This is a genomic window from Alkalicoccus luteus (assembly GCF_012034335.1).
Lineage (GTDB): Bacteria > Bacillota > Bacilli > Bacillales > Salisediminibacteriaceae > Alkalicoccus > Alkalicoccus luteus_A.
This window is the reverse complement of the sequence record NZ_JAATHJ010000016.1, coordinates 31,120-50,290: the sequence shown is the minus strand read 5'-3', so window position 1 is coordinate 50,290 and position 19,171 is coordinate 31,120. Positions and strand designations below refer to the sequence as shown.

The window sequence follows — 19,171 nt, the reverse complement described above, 5'->3', positions numbered from 1 at the left end:
GGAGCATATGCAGGGTGTACTTTACATCGGACATGGCAGTCGATCACCGAAAACAAAAGAGGAATCCATTCAATTTATTCAACAGGTGGAGGCAAGAGTCGAAGCGCCGCTCCAAGAGCTCTGCTTTCTGGAGCTGGAAAGTCCCACCATCAGGGACGGGTTTACCAAGCTCGTGGAAAACGGAGCGACGTCCATCGCTATTGTGCCGCTCCTGCTTTTGAGCGCCGGGCATTACTATGCTGACATCCCGGAGGAGCTTGAACACGTTCGCGAGGAATTTCCGGATATTCGAGTGACATACGGGCGGCCTCTGGGGGTTCAGCAGCGTACTGTCGAAGCATTGGCCAGGCGTGCAGAAGAAGCAGGTGCCATTACAAAAAACACGGTCGTTTTACTTGTCGGACGAGGCAGCCGTTCGCCGGAAACAAAATCCGCCGTCCGCCTGACAGCTAAAAAACTGAAAAGGCGGCTCGGTGTAAGAAAAGTAGAAACGTGTTATCTGGCGGCGTGCAAACCATCTTTTGCAGAGGGCATGGAGAATGCAGCAAAATACGATGATGTCATTGTGCTGCCGTACCTATGGTTCACTGGATTGTTGTACGAGTCAATGGAGCGCGAAGTGGCTGCCTCACCGTTCAGGCTAGCGCCATATCTTGGAGCGCACCTGTTGATGATCGAGGTGCTCTCAGAACGAGCCGGACAGGCACTCCATGCGGAAACGATTGAGAACAGACTGGATGAACATATGGCATGGTGGATATAACTGGCCTTGATGGGCCGAAGAAAGGGGAGAATGAACTTGCAGGTTAGTGCACAAAACAGCCCGTTTACGGAAAAGCAGGCAGGCCTGTTAAATGAACTGCTGCCGGAGCTGACGGAAGCTCAGGTTCAGTGGCTGGCAGGATATACGGCTGCAGCCGGATCCGGATCAGCAGGCACCGCGGTGCTGGAGCGTCCCGCCCGTGAAACTAAAGGCCAATCGAGGAGCCTGACGATTCTTACAGCTTCCCAGACCGGGAATGGAGCAGCGCTTGCCCAGGAGGCTGCTGAAACATTCGGGGTGGAAGCAAGCGTCTTAGCAGCCGGAGATTTGAAGCCTAAAAAATTCAGCAGCCTGGAGGACGTCATCCTCATTGCAAGTACGCACGGTGAAGGCGACCCACCGGATGAAGCGCTGGATTTATATGATTACTTATTCAGCAAAAAGGCACCTGATTTGTCCCATATGCGTTTTGCCGTGCTGGCACTCGGCGACAGCTCCTACGAATATTTTTGTCAGACAGGCAAGGATTTTGACGGGATTCTGGAGAAACTCGGTGCAGAGCGAGTGCTTGAAAGAATCGACTGCGACGTAGATTACGAGGAGCCGGCAGCGACGTGGCTGAAGCAGGCAGAGCAGCAGTTTGCAGACGGAGAGCCGGTTTCGCCTGCCAGTGAGCCGGCAGCGCCGCAGGAAAAAGCAGCGTATTCAAAAAAACATCCGTATCCAGCAGAGATTGTCACCAACTTCTCCTTAAACGGCAGAGGGTCCGCGAAAGAAACGAGGCATATTGAACTGGACTTGGAAGCATCAGGGCTGACCTATGAGCCTGGTGACAGCCTCGGCATTCTGCCGGTTAACGATCAGGCGCTCGTAGAAGAATTGCTTGGCGTCCTGGACTTCAATGGCCAGGAAACGGTCCTGTCAGGCAAGGAAGAAAAGACGCTTGCAAAAGCGTTGGACCAGCTTGAAATTACGGTGCTGACAAAGCCGCTGCTGGAAAAGCTTGCTGGCTATTCAGATCAGCTGGCTGCGTTGAAGGAGGCAGAGAGGAAAGCCTATATGGAAGGGCGGGATCTTGTCGACTTGATTCAGGACAAAGCGCCGTGGACCTTTACGGCCCAGCAGCTGGTCGACAGTCTTCGTCCCATACCGCCTCGTCTATACTCGATTGCGAGCAGCCTGTCTGCAAATCCGGGTGAAGTGCACCTCACGATAGGTGCTGTGCGCTATGAGACGCATGGACGGGAGCGTAACGGAGTCTGCTCGATTCAGTGTGCGGAACGGGGAGATCCGGGGTCGACACTGCCGGTTTTCATCCAGTCGAACAAGTCATTCAAGCTTCCTGCAGATGAGAAACCGATTATCATGATCGGTGCGGGAACCGGAGTTGCTCCATACCGTTCGTTTATGGAAGAGCGTGAGGAACGGGAAGCGGAAGGTGACAATTGGCTGTTTTTCGGAGATCAGCACTTTACAACCGATTTTCTCTATCAGACAGAGTGGCAGGGCTGGTATAAAGACGGGCTCTTAACAAGAATGGATACGGCATTTTCAAGAGATCAGGACGAAAAAATATACGTGCAGCACCGTATTTTGGAACAAAGCAAGAGCGTGTTTGAGTGGCTGGAGCGCGGCGCCGTTCTGTATGTGTGCGGCGATAAGGATCGCATGGCGGGAGATGTGCATAATGCACTGCGAACGGTGATTGTACAGGAGAGCGGGCGTTCCGAAGAGGAAGCAGAAGGCTATTTAAAAGAGCTTAGAAGCGAGAAGCGCTATCAGCGGGACGTATATTGATGCAATTGAAAGGAGAGGTTCCATGAGTACAAGCGGCAAGCCGAGTGAAACGGAACATATAAAACAAGACAGCAGCTATTTGAGGGGAAGGCTTGAGGAGTTTTTCCAGGACCATATCAGTGCCGGCATTCCGGATGATCAGACAAAGCTGCTGAAGTTTCACGGGAGCTATATGCAGGATGACCGTGATTTGCGTGAAGAACGGCGAAAGCAGAAGTTGGAGCCTGCCTATCAGTTTATGGTGCGCGTCCGGCTCCCGGCCGGGGTAGCAACGCCGGAGCAGTGGCTGACGATGGACCGGCTTGCAGATGAATACGGCAACGGCACGATGAAGCTGACGACGAGGCAGACCTTTCAGCTCCACGGCATCCTGAAGTGGAATATGAAAACGAGCCTGCAGCAGATGAATGAGGCGCTGATGGACACCATTGCTGCATGTGGCGATGTGAATCGAAACGTCATGTGCGCAGCGAATCCCTCTCAATCTGATGCGCATCGAAAGGTATATGACTCCGCCGCGGATATCAGCGAACGTCTGCTTCCGAAAACGAGGGCTTACCATGAGATCTGGCTGGATGAAGAAAAGCTGATCGACACGAAAGAAGAGCAGGAGCCGGTGTACGGAAAAACGTATCTGCCCCGGAAGTTTAAAATAGGTGTGGCAGTCCCGCCGTCAAACGATGTTGATATTTATTCACAGGATATTGGCTTTATCGCCATTATCAGCGGAGGAAGACTGCTTGGGTATAACATTCTCGTCGGGGGCGGAATGGGCATGACGCACGGAGATGAAAAGACGTATCCGCAGCTCGGCAGAATGCTTGGCTTCGTCCCGGCTAAAAAAGCAGTGGAAGCAGCAGAAGCTATCCTGACTGTACAGCGGGACTATGGCGACCGCTCTGAGCGAAAGTATGCCCGGTTCAAATATACCGTCGACAGGCTTGGCATCGAGACGGTGCGGAACGAAGTCAATGAACGTCTCGGCTGGGAAGTAAAACCAGCAAAGCCGTATTCGTTTGAACGTAACGGAGATATTTACGGATGGGATGACCACAAGGAGGGCCTGTCTCATCTCACCTTATTCATTCAAAACGGCCGTATTGCCGACAGCGGAGGGTATGAGCTGAAGACTGCATTAAAGCGGGTTGCGGAGGTCCATGACGGAACGTTCCGGCTTACGCCCAATCAGAACGTTATTATTGCAGACGTTAAGCCGGAAAACCGGGAGCAGATCGAGGCAATTGTGTCCGAATATGGTTTGACAGACGGCTGTGAGAACTCCGCGCTTCGACGCAATTCCATGGCATGTGTAGCGTTTCCGACATGTGGACTTGCTATGGCCGAATCGGAACGCTATTTACCTTCACTGATTGATAAGCTGGAGGATATGCTGGATGCGAACGGTCTCCGCGAGGAAGAGATCATCATCCGGATGACAGGATGCCCGAACGGTTGTGCAAGACCGTCGTTAGGGGAAATTGCCTTTATCGGAAAAGGACCGGGTACGTACAACATGTACCTCGGCGCCGGATTTAAAGGGGACCGGCTGAACAAGCTGTACCGGGAAAATATCGGGGAAGAGCAGATTCTGCAGGAGCTGCAGCCGATCTTTGCCTCATTCGCAAAGGATAAGGAAGATGGAGAGCGGTTTGGTGATTTTGTGATCCGCCGAGGCATTATCGAAGCAACGACGGATGGCATCAATTTTCACGAAAAAGTGCGCAGCTGATCAAGTTTATGCTGCTGAAGCTTAGCGCTTCTGAAGCGGGGATGGAGCAGTGACTCCAGCTCCGCTTTTTTCTGATCATCGGAAAGAGAAGAGGAAGTAACCAGCTCGCGCGCAGTTGTTAAAAAAGAGACGTATTCGGCCTCCTCTGCAACGAGCGGTTCTATTTTGCTGCAAAGCGATTTAGCAAACAGCGGACCAGCCCCGCCGGAATGCACGGAAGCCTTTATCTGCCCGCGCTGGACGACGGCAGGGAAAACGATCGATCCTCTGCTGCTGTTAGCTGCATCATTAATCAGGCAGGCTTCAGGATTCCAGCTGTAAATCTCCTCGTGGACGTCCGATCCAGCAGCGAGAATAAGCAGAAAAGCTTCGGTATCGGAGGGTGCTGCTTTTCGTCTTTCCCACTTGATCTCGTGCTCTGTAATCCATTGTGTCATCTTATCCATGCATTCCGGACTGACGATTGTAACCAACGCCCCGGCAGAAAATACGCGCTTTGCACGGCGGAAGGCAACACTCCCTCCGCCAATGACGACCACATGCTTATTCGTCAAATTCAAACCGACAGGCTCCATTGAATCACTCCTTTTTAATTCCACTGTTTTTAACAGTATACCGCAGGCGCTGGACAGCTGGACAGAGAAGCTGAACGGTGCATACATACACTTCCGGCAAAGGCCGGTAGTTCGTGAGCAGCAGTATTTCCATTAGAATACAGCCAGCAGAATGTTCATTCTGCTGGCTGCCAGAGTGTGGATAAAGTCATTTTAAGTGAATAACGTTGCATCTGCCTGTATCTGCGGACACTCGCTTTCCGGAGGGAACGGGCTCAGCTAACCGCTTCCTCCTGCTGCCGGAAGCGCTGGATCTTCGCCTCGTTCTGATCCTCCTGGAGTCGAGGTCCTCCGATGTCGGCAGCTGTCAGTGCGTTTCAAGTGCCTGGTTATGAATGCACGATCGGCTTCCATACGGATAGAACTTTCCCGATGAGACGTTTCAATGTTGAACAGGGGTGTCCGTACTTCGTAGAATTCATTATGAAAGTACAAAAAGCAGTCGCGTCTGTCGTGACGTTGTTTTCCACGAAGCAGAGCCGTTTCCCCGATGTGTCCGGCGGAGACGCCAGTGGAAGCCGCGCAGCCTGAAGATTCCGTGCCGTTCAGATCTGCGAACGGCATCAACGCACGAGCGGAGCCGGACTGGGTCTTGAAGGCTTCTTGTAAGAAGCCTGTGTCCGAGTGAAGCCGTGCCTTTCTTCCCTTCATACAGGGGTCACCCTGAGAAATAGCTGAAGGCCAGCCCACGGCAGGCTCGGTAAACAGAGGGGAAATACAACCAAACGAATAAACATGTAAGTTGTAAGACTTTTTCAACAGCCTGACAGCCAGCAGAATGTTCATTCTGCTGGCTGTTTCTGTACGTATAGGGTTAATGGCAGTAGTCCATAAACCGGGTCGGATCAAATGGCTCCTCGTAGGCAGAGCCTGTAGCAGAAAACAGCAAGAACGCTGTGATGAGCGGCAGGATGAACCATTTCATCAGCAGAACCTCCTTTATTCGGCGACAATATCGTCAAGAATGCTCGTATCGACAAAGCCGTCCAGATCCGGGTCATCGTCGATGAATTCCAGTTCGTAGGATGCATCTGCCCATGCCTGCAGAGCATCGGCATGCGTTTCAGTCGTGATTTCCATACGCTCCCAAGCTGCTTCAAGCACGTTCTCCGGCAGTCGGGTCTGTGTAAGGCTGTAGAGCAGGTCATTTACTGTTACGAGCGTATCCGCTTCATTTTCTGCTGTGTAGTCTACAGCACGCTTATGAGCGCGGAGGGCACCTTCCACAGCCTCCGGATTTTCTTCCAGAAATTCATTTGTCGTTACGATCACCACGCTTGCAAGCTCTTCACCAAGAAAGACCTCATTCCATTCGGTGACCACGTTCGCGTTATGTTCCTCAACGAGAAGCGTTCCCCAAGGCTCTGGTGCCGCTGCGGCATCAATCTGTCCCTGTTCAAACATTGCGACCATACTGGCCGGATTGACGCGTGACTGATGCTCCACTTCTCCGCCGAGGCGGTTTGTTTCCATGCCTTTGTCCTTCAGCATCATTTCGAGCTGGACGTTATGTGTGCAGCCGTTGCCTGGCGTGCAAAATGATTTTCCAGAGAAGTCTTCGATCGTTTCAATACCGGAATCCTCACGGGATACGATTAAGGTCGCTCCGTTCGCAGCTGCACCGACGACGACGACATCCCCTCCAGCAAGGTGGTAGTTGATTGCAGGACCTGGTCCGACATATCCCATGTCAATCACACCGGTATCAAGTGCCTCAATAAAATCGTTGCCGTTTGGAAAGTTGAGGTAGTCGACATCCGCGTCAATTTCTTCTTCAAAGTAGCCTTTTTCTTTTCCAACAATGCCCGCTGCGTGATCAAGATTAGGGAAATAGCCGATCTCAACGGCATCCGTTCCGCCAGCAGCTCCGGCTGAGCCATCCTCATCTGTTCCGCATGCTGTCAACAGCAGCGCGCCGGCTGCCAATAGTCCCCACTTTTTCATGTGTCACTCACTCCTTTATGTATTTGTCTGCAGTCCCCATCGGGAAAGAACGCGTTTTTCTACTTTACTAAAAACAAAATACTCAACTATAAGTCCGATCGTAGCAATGATGATCATGATGGCAACGACGAGATCCATGTTATAAAAATCACGTGCATCCATCAAAGTACGTCCAAGGCCTCCGCGGCCAATCAGTTCAGCCGCCATCAAAGCCCGCCAGCCAAATGCCCAGGCCAGTCTTGCGCCGGTAAGGACGTTTGGAACTGCGGCAGGAATCATAACCTTCCAGACTAGCTCACTGCCGCTGTAGCCCATCGTACGCGCTGCCCGCATAAGGATCGGCTGAACGTTTTTCATTCCCATCCGCATGTTCATTGTCATCGGCCATGTAGCTCCGAGAACGACGACGAACAAGATGGCTCCGCCGCCGCCCTGAAATAAAATCAGCGCAATCGGCAGCCAGACGATACTTGGAACAGACTGAAGGGCTATGACAAGCGAACCGAGCGTTTCATCTGCAAGTCTGGATACACCCAGCAGGACGCCGAGAAAACCGCCGATGATAAGAGCGAGGATAAAGCCGAAGACGATTCTGCCGAGGCTTTCTCCAAGCGCCACGCGCAGGATGCCTGTATCAAACAGGCCGATGTACAGCTGCTCCACCGATCCGAGAGGGGAAGGGAACATAGCTGTCTGCTGTGAATAAATTCTATATATGATCTCCCATATCGCGATTAGAACGATAAAGAAAACCAGCCTTCTTACTGCGGAAGTCATCCCCCATCTCCTCTCTCATCACTTTTTCGATCTCTTTTTCCAGCATTTCCATGATCTGCTTTTCCAAAGCGGTAAACGCCTCGGAGGACGGATCACGGGGGCGCGGAAGGTCAACGTTAAATTCGCCGCGTATGCCGCCGGGTCTCGTGCCCATGAGAACGATACGGTCAGATAATAGAATCGATTCACGGATGTTATGAGTAACGAAAAGAACGGTTTTGCCTGTCGTTTCCCAAATATACTGCACTTCTTTATGAAGCATCATTCTCGTCTGCTCATCGAGTGCGCCGAACGGCTCATCCATGAGGAGTACTTCCGGATCCATCGACAGGGCACGTGCGATCGATACCCGCTGCTTCATCCCGCCGGAAAGCTCATGAGGGTAGGCCTTCATGAAACGGCTCAAGTGTACGAGTTTCAAATAATCCTCTGCGCGTGAACGGGCTTCCGTTTTGGAATACTGCTTCTTTAAAGCAAATTCAACGTTTTCCCTGACGTTCAGCCAGGGCATCAAAGCGGCTTCCTGAAAAACAACACCGCGGTCTGCCCCAGGTCCGGAAACTGTTTTTCCGCCGGCGGATACGTGCCCCTCTGTTGCGGGTTCAAGACCAGCCACGATATTTAACAGAGTGGATTTCCCGCATCCGGATGGACCTAGCAGGGAAACAAATTCGCCGTCCTGAATGGTTAAATCGATGTCATCAAACACGGTGAATGGTTCGTTATCCTTCGTTGCCGGAAACGTTTTTTCAACATGTTGTATAGTCACTTCTGCCAAAGCATTCACCTCTTAAACTTATAATACTGATTAAATTAGTTGGAATAATATAGCTAAGTATACCATTATGGAACCTTCTGTCAATGATTTTTATAAAACCTGATAAGAATAGTAGGGTATGTAGCGTGTGCAATGCACTTTCGCAACACTGTATCATGCAAAAATGGACCCCCTGCCGCTTAGGCAAGCGGGGGCCCGGTTTCATTTGAAAAGGTGGGGTCGTGCTTTAAATAGGCGGCCAGAATGGGAAGAGAGACCGGCTTAGCGCAGTAAAAGCCTTGTACATATCCGCAGCGAAGCTCACGCAGACGGCTCCACTGGCTGCTTGTTTCAACCCCTTCTGCAATGACATCGAGCTCAAACAATTCAGCCACTGCGAGCATCTGCTCGACAATTTTTTCGGATTGAAAAGACCCGTTCAGGGAGGCGATAAAGCTTCGGTCCAGTTTAAGGGAATGAAGCGGAAGCTGCTGAATATACGTCAGGCTGGAATAACCGGTGCCGAAATCATCCAGAGCAGTGCGAACACCGAGACCCCGAAGCGACTCAATAAAACTTTTCAGGTTTTCAATTGATAATGGGGCAGACGTTTCGGTCAATTCAAATTCCAAAAGCGAAGGATCAATTTCCGTCTCCTTCAGCACTTCTTTAATATAAGAGATCAGATACTCTCCTTTTGAAGGGAAGGAGGATACGTTAATAGCCAGTCCGACCGGAACAGAAAGAGAAGCGATCTGCCGGCAGGATTCAAAAATGACCCACCTGTCAATGGCGTGCATGAGCCCCGCTTCTTCAGCGATCGGCAAAAAATCGGAGGGACTGACGTTCCCAAGCTCTGGATGATGCCAGCGGATCAGCGCCTCGACTCCGCGAAGTTCTCCGCTTGCAGTATGAAACTGCGGCTGATAAACGAGTGAAAGACGTCCTGATCGCAGTGCTTCCGGCAGATCGCGGATGATTGTCCGCTTGTACGAGTAAGAGGTGTGCATCCCCGGCTCGTACAACACGGTTTGATCATACCCTCGTTTTTTAGCCTCCTGCAAGGCGATCGCCGCTTGCTGCAGCAATTCATCCAGCTGAATATCCTGGTCGGCTGAAGCGGAAGCTCCGATGCTGCACGTCAGGCGCACAGGTCTGCGGCTGATGGAAAACGGCTGCCCGCAAGCCGTATGAATTCGTTCTGAAAGCCGCTGTATGCCGCTTTCTGTGAGCGGCTGTTCCACGAGGAGAATAAACTCATCGCCGCTGATCCGTACAGATAATCCTTCCGGCACCGCTTGTTTCAACCTATCGGCAAGCTGGTGGAGCAGCGTGTTGGCATCTTCAAGACCTAATGAATCACTGTGTAGTTTAAAATGGTCGATATCGACATGAAAGACGGTCGTTTCTTTCAGCGACGAGGCAGCCCGCTGCTGCAGAAATGAATAATTATAAGCATTCGTCAGCGGATCATGAATGTTCACGTATTCTAGCTCAATCGCATTGGCTAGGAGGGAAGCCATGTTTTGCAAATGTTCCACTTCGGACGCTGTAAACGAGCGGGGTCTGTTATCTAAAATACAGATCGTACCGAATACAGTCCCGCTTGAAAGAGTAATCGGGGCTCCTGCGTATGCCTGAATGCCGAGTTTTTTCGTCACCTTTAGACTGCATACAACATCGTGTCTGCGGGAGTTTGAGATGATCAGCGGCTGACCGTCGCCGTTTTTAATAAGCTGTCAGTAGGCATCTTCAAGGGGCATGGAGGACCCTGGCTGAAGCGGAATGGACCCATCTCCAGCCGCTGCGATGACGGTAAATGTTTCGTCTGTTGTGTGGCTGATGAATACGGTTCCGCGGCCAATAAGTGCTTCCAGCGTCTGCAGTGTAGTAGCGCTAAATTGATGAAGAGAACGGTAATAAGGCAGTTCATTTGGTTGTATATGCACAGGAATTCCTCCTTTATATATGGCACGCTGATCGGAAATAATACGCCTGCGGCTCCTTTTTCTGCGCTGGTTGCTGAGAAATCCATCCGTTGTCCCGTCCTTGCGTCTGGGATGATGCAGGTGTCTGCACTGTATTCGCTTTTCCTGAGCGGAGAGAGAGAACGGAACAATTCTTTTTGTTTTGTAAAATAGCAACGAAAGCCCGGGCAAGAACGAGCATGGAAGCGGAGTAATTTCTCTGCGGCAAGCATGCTGAGCTGCAGGGTATGTTTTCTTCTGTCAACAGTGTGCAAAGCTTTAAAAATAGGCCAGGCATATTGAAAAGGTTCTATAATCAGATGTTTAAGTCCTGAAATACAGTTCTCATTCACGGTTTCAAGTGCGCAGGTACTCAAAATGCTGTCTGAATAGTAAGTTATTTCTATCATCATCATAATACAGATATGATATAATTCAATAGTGGGATAAAGTTGAAAGCCTTTGAGGCTTTGCTCTTAAAATCATCGTTGTACTGCCTCGTACGCACCCCTTTTGATGCAGGAATGCGTTATTGTATAAAAGGACTTTTGTGCCGGCAGAGGGTGGTGGAGTGAAATGAAGCTGTTCATCTTTCTTATAAGTTTGCTGCTGTTTCCTGCAGCGGCTATTTCTGCTCCTATTGAGCCGGGAACAGATGGAGAGCGCATCATCGTGCATGAGCAGATGGAGATCTTAGTCGACGAAACCGGGGAGCAGACTTTTGAGGAGATCCGCGGTTCGGCCTTTGACACGTTTACCGGTAATGCACCGAGTTTCGGATACACGACTGACGTATATTGGGTCCGATTTCAAGTGGACGCATCAGCCGCCGAGGATGAATGGTTTTTAAAGCTGCTCAGTCCAACGATGGACGCAGTTACCTTTTACACGGAGTTTCCGGATGGCGCCGTTACATCAGTAGAAACAGGCGATCTCGTCCCTTACAGAGAACGTCCGCGAAATAACCGGAATTTCGTGTTTCCCGTTGAATATGCTGAAACGAATGGGGTCGTCACGCACTACATGCGTTTTGAAACAGAAGGTGCGATGCAGTTTCCGCTGGAGTTGAATGACCAGCAGCTTTACAGTGAACAGACGCAGTGGGATTATTTAATACTGGGCTTACTTGCCGGGCTGGCAGCTGTCATGGCACTTTACAATTTTTTTATATACTTGTCTCTACGTCACCCAAGCTACTTGTTTTATGTTCTTTTCATTATCGTGAATCTGTTCACGTTCCTGTCTTTCACAGGACTCGCGTATCAGTTTATCTGGCCGGAGGCAGTATGGTTTAATAACCGTGCCATTTTGTTTTTCATGCTGCTCTCTAACATGATGGCAATTATTTTCGCCGTTAACTTTCTCGAATTGAGGCGGGAAGTACCGAAGTCACTCGTTTACATGTATACGGCATTCTCCATTAACCTCATTTTGCTTGCGGTATGGGCTTATTCGTATCCACTGGCGCTCAATCTGATCGTGATTGCAAGCGTTGCCACCGTTCTGACGGTTTTGTCTGCAGCTCTCATCCGCTACCGGCAGGGGTTTGGTCCGTCGATTTACTTTTTGTTTGCCTGGCAGTTTTTTGTAATAGGCGTGCTGATTTCCATTTTTACTGACCTTGGATTCGTGCCTTATTCTTTTTTTACGAAATATGCGTGGCAGATTTTCACTTCCGTGGAGCTAGTGCTGTTTTCATTTGCGCTTGCAAATAAAATCACAGCCATTCAGAAGGAAAAAGAAGAGGCCCGCCAGGAGTCGCTCGAAGCGCTGCAGCGGACGGACAGGCTTAAAAATGAATTTTTACAGATGACGACGCACGAACTGCGTACACCGCTGAACGGAATGATCAGCATTGCTGAATCGCTCCGGGAAGGGGTGGCAGGGGAACAGAACGAGGATGCGAAAAAGCATCTGGACGTGATCATCCGCAGCGGAAGCAGACTTGCCTATCTGATCGGGGATATTGTCGATGTGTCGCGAATGGAGAACCAGGATTTTAACTTGCGCGTCGAAGAAGTGGATCTGAAGCCGGCCGTGGAACTTGCCTGCGAAATGGTAAAGCCGCTTGCAGCCGAAAAATCACTTCGTCTGGTGAATGAAGTCAATCAGCTGCCCAATGTATCAGCAGATGAACACCGCCTTCAGCAAATTTTATATAATCTTCTCATCAATGCCGTTCATTATACGAGAGAAGGAACAATTCGGATCCGGGGTTCACAAAGCGGAGATACGGTAACGATTTATATCCGGGACACCGGGATCGGGATCTCAGAAGAGGAGAGGAAGCACCTGTTTGAACCGTTTGAGCGGGGAAGCGATGCAGAGGGGCACTACCAGGAAGGAATGGGGATTGGCCTGCACTTAACAAAGCGTCTCATAGAACTGCAGGGCGGCCGGATCGATGTGGAATCAAATCCTGGTAAAGGATCGATGTTCTCATTTACGCTGCCGGCTGCGAAGCAGAAGGCCGGTCAATTTATGCCGGCGGCTGATTCGATAGCTGCGCTGGAACATGGCCGCTCCGGAGCGAAGCGTATTCTGGCAGCTGATGATGATCACGTAAACCTGCAGGTGCTTGTCAACTATCTCCAGCTGGAAGGCTATGACGTCACTGCGGCTCCTGATGGTCTGACTGTGATGGAAAAGCTCGAGAAACAGTCGTTTGATCTTGTTATTATGGATGTGATGATGCCGGGGCTTTCAGGCTTCAGCGTATGCAAGGAGCTGCGCACCCGCTTCTCTTATACGGATCTGCCTGTCCTGCTACTGACAGCTCAAAATTTAATCGAAGACCGCCTTGCAGCCTACCGGGCCGGAGCGAACGACTATCTCGTCAAACCGATCGACAGGCGCGAGCTGATCATCCGGGTAGACACTCATCTGAAGCTGGCCGGAGCTGTGCAGGAGCTGGAATCCAGAAGACGTGAGCTGGAAGATGTCAATGAAATGCTCGAAGGTATGGTAGATGAACGAACGGCAGAGCTCGGACGCAAAAACGAAGAGCTGGAAATAAAAAATGATCAGCTGACGAACATGGAAGCAGCAAGGGTTGAAATGCTCTCTAATATATCACATGAGCTCGGAACACCTGTTACGTTCTTGAAAAACTACATTCATACGGTAAGAGAGGGGTTTGTCGATCCGTCTGACGAGAATTACCTCCAGATTGTAGATAAAAAAATACAGCTGCTCGACCGGCTCATTTTTGATTTGTTTGAGCTGGTTAAACTGGAAAGCGGTCAAATGAATATGGGTATCGAAACGGAGGAACTGACCACCTGGCTGAACGACGTGCATCAGACATTCGCAATGGAGCTGCTTGAAGCGGGGATTCATTTTCCGGCTATTACCTATCGGCAGATTGAAGAAGGTCAATGGTATGTTTCCATCGATAAAGGGCGCATGATGCAAGTGTTTAACAATTTGATCGGCAATGCCCGTAAATTCACGAGCGACACGATCCTTATTTCTGTGGAGACGATGCAGAATGCAGGGTACAGCGAATTCGACGGGGGGGCTGTCATCCGGATCACAGATAACGGAAGCGGCATGGAAAAAGAGCAGCTTGAGCATATTTTCAAACGATTTTACAAAGCAGCAGGAGACCGCGGGAAACCATCAACCGGAACAGGGCTCGGGTTAGCTATCACGAAAGAGATTATCGCACGCCATCACGGTGAAATATGGGTGGAAAGCGAAATCGGTACCGGTACGACGTTCAGCTTCTGTATCCCGGTATTAGCCGCGAGCGCTCAATTTGAAGAGGAGGCAAGCAGCCATGGATCATCATAAAATCATGCTTGTAGAAGACGATGAAGATATTCGTGCAATTACAACGCTGTACCTGGAGAAGAAGGGCTACGACGTTCACGCTGTCGGCAACGGCATAGAAGCGGTCGACAAAGTAAAACAGGTTAATCCCGAACTGATTTTGCTTGATATTCTTCTGCCAGGGATGGAGGGCTTTGACGTCTGCCGCAATATGCGTGAAGTGACAGAGAGTCCGATTATTTTTATCAGCTGCAAGCGCTCTTCTGAGGACAAAATTGAGGGACTGAATGCAGGCGGAGACGATTATTTAACGAAGCCGTACGATCTTGCAGAGCTGGAGGCGAGAATCAAAGCAAACCTTCGGCGAAGCGGTCCCCGTGAAGATCATAATGAGTTGCGTGCGGGCCCCATCACGGTTGACCTGGAGCGATATACTGTATCCGTTAATGGAAAGCCGGTGTCTCTGTATGCAAAGGAATACCAGCTGCTCGTTTATTTAATGAAGCATCCAGGCCAGGTATTCAGCGCAGAGCAGATATATGATCAAATTTGGGGCATCGATATGTACGGAGATTTGAAAACGGTCTCTGTCCATATTCGAAACCTTCGCAAGAAAATTGAAGAAGATCCGAAATATCCGGATTATATTCTAACTGTGCGCGGGTTTGGCTATAAATTTGCGCCTGACTCGGTGAGCAGGAAAGTCTGAGCATTCGTTCAGTCATAAGAATAATAGCGAAACAAATAAAGTCGGATATTTTTTTAAAATATTTCGATTATTTAACCTTATTTTAACTTTTGTTTTGTAAAGTGAACACATACAGATCGATGCAGCTACTTTTCAGAGCAGAGGCCGGACAGACGCAGAGGGAAAAGGAGTTCCGCAACATTCTGCAGAGAAAAACGGCAAACCTGTCGAAAGTCAGGGGCGCAAAGCTTCGGGTCTAAGGGCGTGGGGTGCCTAAGACGGCCGGGCCGCCTATGTGGAGCAAATACTTAACATAGGGTGGGATAGGGCATGAACGACACGAAACGGGCAGAGAGCTGGGTACAGTTGGTTATGGAAGCGCGAAGCATGGGCCTTACTCCTGAAGAAGTAAGAGCGTTCTTTCAAACGAAGCAGGAAGACAACCATTCGTTGAAGGCAGATCATCAGTGTATGTAACCGTCATGTGAAAACCGGAATCGGCATCAGCTGCTGATTTCGGTTTTTTTGTGCTTGTTGAACATCTGCCTGAAGGTTCGAAATCGTCGATGAAAAACCGGATTCGTCTTCATACCGGCAGCCGGACAGGCACAAGATGTCATCAACTATTTTGGATCTCCAATACTGATCTTTTTTAACTGAAATTTCCTCTTGATAGGAAAAAATAATGTGCTATACTTATTTTTATTAGTATGTCACATTAGGCGGAGGGAGGAAGCAAATGAGACTTGTATTTGTAGTATCTGACTCAATTGGAGAAACGGCAGACCGCATGGTGCAGGCAGCGCTTACCCAATTTACGGAAAACCGGACAGAGGTCAGACGGTATTCACATGTTCAAACGCCGGAAAAACTGGAACGTATCGTAGCAGAAGCCGAAGCAGAGGGAGCTGTCGTAGCCTACACGCTCGTTTTAGGAGAACTGCAGCAAAAAATGCGGACGCTGACAGAGAAAACTTCCGTTCCTTCCGTGGATTTACTGGATCCGCTGCTGACGATGCTGAGCGATTCGTTCAACGAACAGCCAAAGAAGGAACCAGGGCGGATTCGTCAGCTGGATGAAGCATATTTCAGAAGAATAGAAGCTGTGGAATTTGCAGTGAAATATGATGATGCTCAGGATACATCCGGCTTAAAAAAAGCAGACCTTGTCTTAATCGGCGTATCCCGCACATCGAAAACGCCGCTGTCCATGTACTTAGCCCATAAGCAGTTTAAAGTAGCCAACGTGCCGCTCGTACCGGAGGTGTCGGTTCCGGATGAGCTGTATGAGCTGCCGCGTGAGCGCTGTATCGGACTCGTTATTTCCCCGTCGAAGCTGAATGATATCAGGAGAATCCGGCTTCGCACGATGGGGCTGACAGAAAAAGCTGATTATGCAAGCCTCGATCGAATCTTAAAAGAGCTGGAGTATGCAGAGAAAATAATGAAGCGGGTCGGATGCCCGGTAATCGATGTATCAAATAAGGCGGTTGAAGAAACAGCAAGCTATATTCTGGAAGTACTTAAACTGGAAAGGAGACATATTTCATGACATTTGTATACGCATTTGAAGAGGGCAACCGCCATATGAAGAAGCTGATTGGCGGTAAAGGGGCCAATCTGGCGGAAATGACAAACATCGGACTCCCGGTACCGGAAGGATTTACGATTTCGACAGAGGCCTGCCTTGATTACTATAACAACGGAGAAACACTTTCAGATCAGGTAAAGCAGGAAACATTTGCAGCATTAAAGGCCTTGGAGAAAAAGACAGGTAAAGAGCTTGGCGGCAAGGAGGATCCGTTGTTTGTTTCCATCCGGTCCGGTGCTGTTGCATCGATGCCGGGAATGATGGATACGGTACTTAACCTTGGGATGAATGACGAGACGGTAGAGGCGATGGCGTCATTGACAGACAATCCGCGCTTTTCCTATGATTCCTACCGGCGTTTTATCCAAATGTTCAGTGATGTCGTTCTAGGAGTTGAAACATACTTTTTTGAACGGGAGCTTGAAAAGTACCGTGAAAAAAAGGGGTATACGTCTGATCCGGAAATGACCGCAGCAGACTGGCAGGAGCTGATTCAGACGTACAAACAGCTCGTGGACACACATACCGGACGACCGTTCCCGATAGATCCGCATGAGCAGCTGCTGCTTTCAGTCGAGGCCGTTTTTGATTCCTGGAACAATGACCGAGCCGCGATTTACCGAAAGCTTCATCAAATCCCGCACGATCTCGGAACGGCCGTTAATATTCAGAGCATGGTGTTCGGCAATATGGGAGATGATTCCGGAACCGGTGTTGCCTTTACCCGCAACCCGTCTACTGGAGAAGCACTTTTATACGGGGAGTATCTCGTTAATGCGCAAGGAGAGGATGTCGTAGCAGGTATCAGAACGCCGCAGCCGATCTCCACGATGAAAGACGTCATGCCGGAAGTGTTTGAGGAGTTTCAGGCAGTCTGCAACCGCTTGGAAGCTCACTACGAAGACATGCAGGACATAGAGTTCACGGTAGAACGAGGAAAGCTTTATGTGCTGCAGACACGCAACGGGAAACGGACGTCACAGGCTTCTGTTCAGATAGCGGTGGATATGGTGGAAGAAGGTGTGCTGACGAAAGAGCAGGCCGTCGACCGCGTCGACCCGGAACAGCTTCATCAGCTTCTTCATCGGCGGATTGATGACGGCTATGATCGTCAGCCGCTCGTGAAAGGACTGCCGGCTTCGCCTGGTGCCGCGACGGGCAGAATCGTTTTTGACGCTGATGAAGCAGACCGGCGCCATAAAGACGGGGAGCGTGTGATTTTAATCAGGCCGGAGACGACACCGGATGATATCCACGGCATCATTGCGGCTGAAGCTGTTGTAACAAGCCGAGGAGGCATGACCTCCCATGCTGCAGTTGTAGCGCGAGGAATGGGCAAAGCGTGTATTTGCGGCTGTGAAGGCATGAAAATTAACCTTCAGGATAAAACGATTCAAATCCAGGAAAGAAAGCTCGGACATCTGGATCTGATTACAATCGACGGGTCGACCGGTGAGGTGTTTGAAGGAGATGTACCAATGGTTGAGCCGGAGCTTTCCGGAGAATTTCAATTGCTGCTTAACTGGGCGGATGACGTGCGCCGCCTTGGCGTCCGTGCGAATGCAGATAATCCTGCCGATGCCGCTAAGGCAGTTGAATTCGGAGCTGAAGGAATCGGTTTGTGCCGGACCGAGCACATGTTTATGGAGCAGGAGCGGGTGCCGGTCGTGCGAAGTATGATTCTTTCAGAAACGGCTTCTGAACGAGACGAAGCGCTCAGGCAGCTTCTGCCCATGCAGCAGGAGGACTTTGAGGGTATTTTCAAAGCGATGGCAGGGAGACCCGTTACCATCCGACTGCTCGATCCGCCCCTTCATGAGTTTCTGCCGGATCTGGAAGAGCTTCTCATTGAAACGACGAAGCTGGAAGTTACCGGTGAAAATCTAGAACTGCTCCAGCAAAAGCAGCGGCTGCTTCGAAAATTAAGAGAGCTGCATGAATTTAATCCGATGCTCGGTCACCGAGGCTGTCGTCTTGGTATGACGAATCCGGAGATATACGATATGCAGGCAGAAGCTGTTTTCAGAGCTGCAGCAGCGCTTGAACAGAACGGAATGAACGTGGAGCCGGAAATCATGATCCCGCTCGTTGGACACGTGAACGAGCTTCGCGACATGCGCCGCGTAGTAGAAGAAGCAGCAGCACGGGTAACAGACGATACCGGCGTCCGCTTTACTTATACGATCGGAACGATGATTGAAGTGCCGCGTGCTGCTCTAACAGCAGATCATATCGCGGCTGAGGCTGATTTCTTTTCATTTGGAACAAACGATTTAACGCAAACGACGTTCGGCTACAGCCGGGATGATGCAGAAGGAAAGTTTCTTCAGCGTTATGTTGATAATGGCACGTTAGATACTAATCCATTCGTGACGCTTGACAGAGACGGTGTCGGAAGGCTCGTGCAGGAAGGCGTCACGCTTGGCCGCCAAGCGAAACCGGATCTGAAAACGGGTATTTGCGGAGAGCATGGAGGTGAGCCTGCTTCAATCGCTTTTTGCGAGGAGCAAGGTCTGGACTATGTCAGCTGTTCCCCATTCCGTGTTCCGGTCGCAAGACTCGCGGCAGCTCAGGCAGCGATTCGTGCAGGCAAAAAAGCCAGCAGTGCGGCAGTGTCAGGCTGATCTGCTCAAGAGAATGAAAGTGTTGACTAAACTGTACCTTAAATGACCGGAAGGACTCTTCTTAAATAGGAGAGTCCTTTCGTGCCGTTCGAAAGTCAAAGCGATTAGTATGAATCATCGTGTATGTAAAATAAATGACAAAATTT

At 50.1% G+C, this 19,171-nt stretch carries 15 protein-coding genes and 1 riboswitch; of the genes, 8 read left to right on the top strand and 7 right to left on the bottom strand.

Going from position 1 to position 19,171, the window contains the following annotated elements; translation table 11 throughout:
• Positions 1-7: 7 nt before the first annotated feature.
• From HCN83_RS11135 to HCN83_RS11125, 3 genes are read left to right on the top strand one after another with little or no spacing between them, the layout of a single operon-like run.
• Positions 8-763 (top strand): sirohydrochlorin chelatase, encoded by a 756-nt coding sequence (locus HCN83_RS11135; RefSeq protein WP_168007299.1) that lies wholly within the window; start codon positions 8-10, stop codon positions 761-763.
• 36 nt (positions 764-799) lie between these two features.
• Positions 800-2,560 (top strand): assimilatory sulfite reductase (NADPH) flavoprotein subunit, encoded by a 1,761-nt coding sequence (locus tag HCN83_RS11130; RefSeq protein ID WP_168007297.1) that lies wholly within the window; start codon positions 800-802, stop codon positions 2,558-2,560.
• A 22-nt stretch (positions 2,561-2,582) separates the two neighbouring features.
• Positions 2,583-4,289, top strand: coding sequence for an NADPH-dependent assimilatory sulfite reductase hemoprotein subunit (locus HCN83_RS11125; RefSeq protein ID WP_168007295.1), 1,707 nt, complete (start codon positions 2,583-2,585; stop codon positions 4,287-4,289).
• On the opposite strand, the gene HCN83_RS11120 is transcribed toward HCN83_RS11125, so the two are convergent.
• From HCN83_RS11120 to HCN83_RS11090, 7 genes are all read right to left on the bottom strand, one after another.
• The gene (locus HCN83_RS11120; protein ID WP_168007293.1) at positions 4,268-4,864 is read right to left on the bottom strand and encodes an NAD(P)-dependent oxidoreductase; all 597 of its coding nucleotides are present in this window, start codon (positions 4,862-4,864) and stop codon (positions 4,268-4,270) included. The two genes, HCN83_RS11125 and HCN83_RS11120, sit on opposite strands and share 22 nt — an antisense overlap.
• Positions 4,865-5,122: 258 nt before the next feature.
• Positions 5,123-5,467, bottom strand: a complete 345-nt coding sequence (locus HCN83_RS11115; protein WP_168007291.1) for a hypothetical protein — start codon at positions 5,465-5,467, stop codon at positions 5,123-5,125.
• 375 nt (positions 5,468-5,842) lie between these two features.
• Positions 5,843-6,847, bottom strand: coding sequence for an aliphatic sulfonate ABC transporter substrate-binding protein (locus tag HCN83_RS11110; RefSeq protein WP_168007289.1), 1,005 nt, complete (start codon positions 6,845-6,847; stop codon positions 5,843-5,845).
• A 15-nt stretch (positions 6,848-6,862) separates the two neighbouring features.
• The gene (locus tag HCN83_RS11105; protein ID WP_168007287.1) at positions 6,863-7,624 is read right to left on the bottom strand and encodes an ABC transporter permease; all 762 of its coding nucleotides are present in this window, start codon (positions 7,622-7,624) and stop codon (positions 6,863-6,865) included.
• Positions 7,557-8,402 carry an ABC transporter ATP-binding protein gene (locus HCN83_RS11100; protein ID WP_168007285.1) on the bottom strand — a complete coding sequence of 282 codons (846 nt, stop codon included), beginning with the start codon at positions 8,400-8,402 and terminating at the stop codon, positions 7,557-7,559. The genes HCN83_RS11105 and HCN83_RS11100 overlap by 68 nt, the downstream gene beginning before the upstream one ends.
• A gap of 179 nt (positions 8,403-8,581) precedes the next feature.
• Positions 8,582-10,090: a sensor domain-containing phosphodiesterase gene (locus HCN83_RS11095; protein ID WP_246238205.1), complete on the bottom strand. Its 1,509-nt coding sequence runs from the start codon at positions 10,088-10,090 to the stop codon at positions 8,582-8,584.
• Between the two features lie 30 nt (positions 10,091-10,120).
• Positions 10,121-10,330 (bottom strand): hypothetical protein, encoded by a 210-nt coding sequence (locus HCN83_RS11090; protein WP_168007281.1) that lies wholly within the window; start codon positions 10,328-10,330, stop codon positions 10,121-10,123.
• A 594-nt stretch (positions 10,331-10,924) separates the two neighbouring features.
• On the opposite strand from HCN83_RS11090, the gene HCN83_RS11085 reads away from it, so the two are divergent.
• From HCN83_RS11085 to ppdK, 5 genes are all read left to right on the top strand, one after another.
• Positions 10,925-14,143, top strand: a complete 3,219-nt coding sequence (locus HCN83_RS11085; RefSeq protein ID WP_168007279.1) for an ATP-binding protein — start codon at positions 10,925-10,927, stop codon at positions 14,141-14,143.
• Positions 14,130-14,831 (top strand): response regulator transcription factor, encoded by a 702-nt coding sequence (locus HCN83_RS11080; protein ID WP_168007277.1) that lies wholly within the window; start codon positions 14,130-14,132, stop codon positions 14,829-14,831. Before HCN83_RS11085 ends, HCN83_RS11080 begins: the two co-directional genes overlap by 14 nt.
• Before the next feature lie 186 nt (positions 14,832-15,017).
• Positions 15,018-15,105: riboswitch (cyclic di-GMP riboswitch) on the top strand.
• Between the two features lie 35 nt (positions 15,106-15,140).
• Positions 15,141-15,287: an anti-repressor SinI family protein gene (locus HCN83_RS11075; protein ID WP_168007275.1), complete on the top strand. Its 147-nt coding sequence runs from the start codon at positions 15,141-15,143 to the stop codon at positions 15,285-15,287.
• A gap of 262 nt (positions 15,288-15,549) precedes the next feature.
• Positions 15,550-16,362, top strand: coding sequence for a pyruvate, water dikinase regulatory protein (locus HCN83_RS11070; protein ID WP_168007273.1), 813 nt, complete (start codon positions 15,550-15,552; stop codon positions 16,360-16,362).
• Complete coding sequence (gene ppdK / locus HCN83_RS11065) at positions 16,359-19,025, top strand: pyruvate, phosphate dikinase (RefSeq protein WP_168007271.1); 2,667 nt, start codon at positions 16,359-16,361, stop codon at positions 19,023-19,025. Before HCN83_RS11070 ends, ppdK begins: the two co-directional genes overlap by 4 nt.
• Positions 19,026-19,171: the final 146 nt, after the last annotated feature.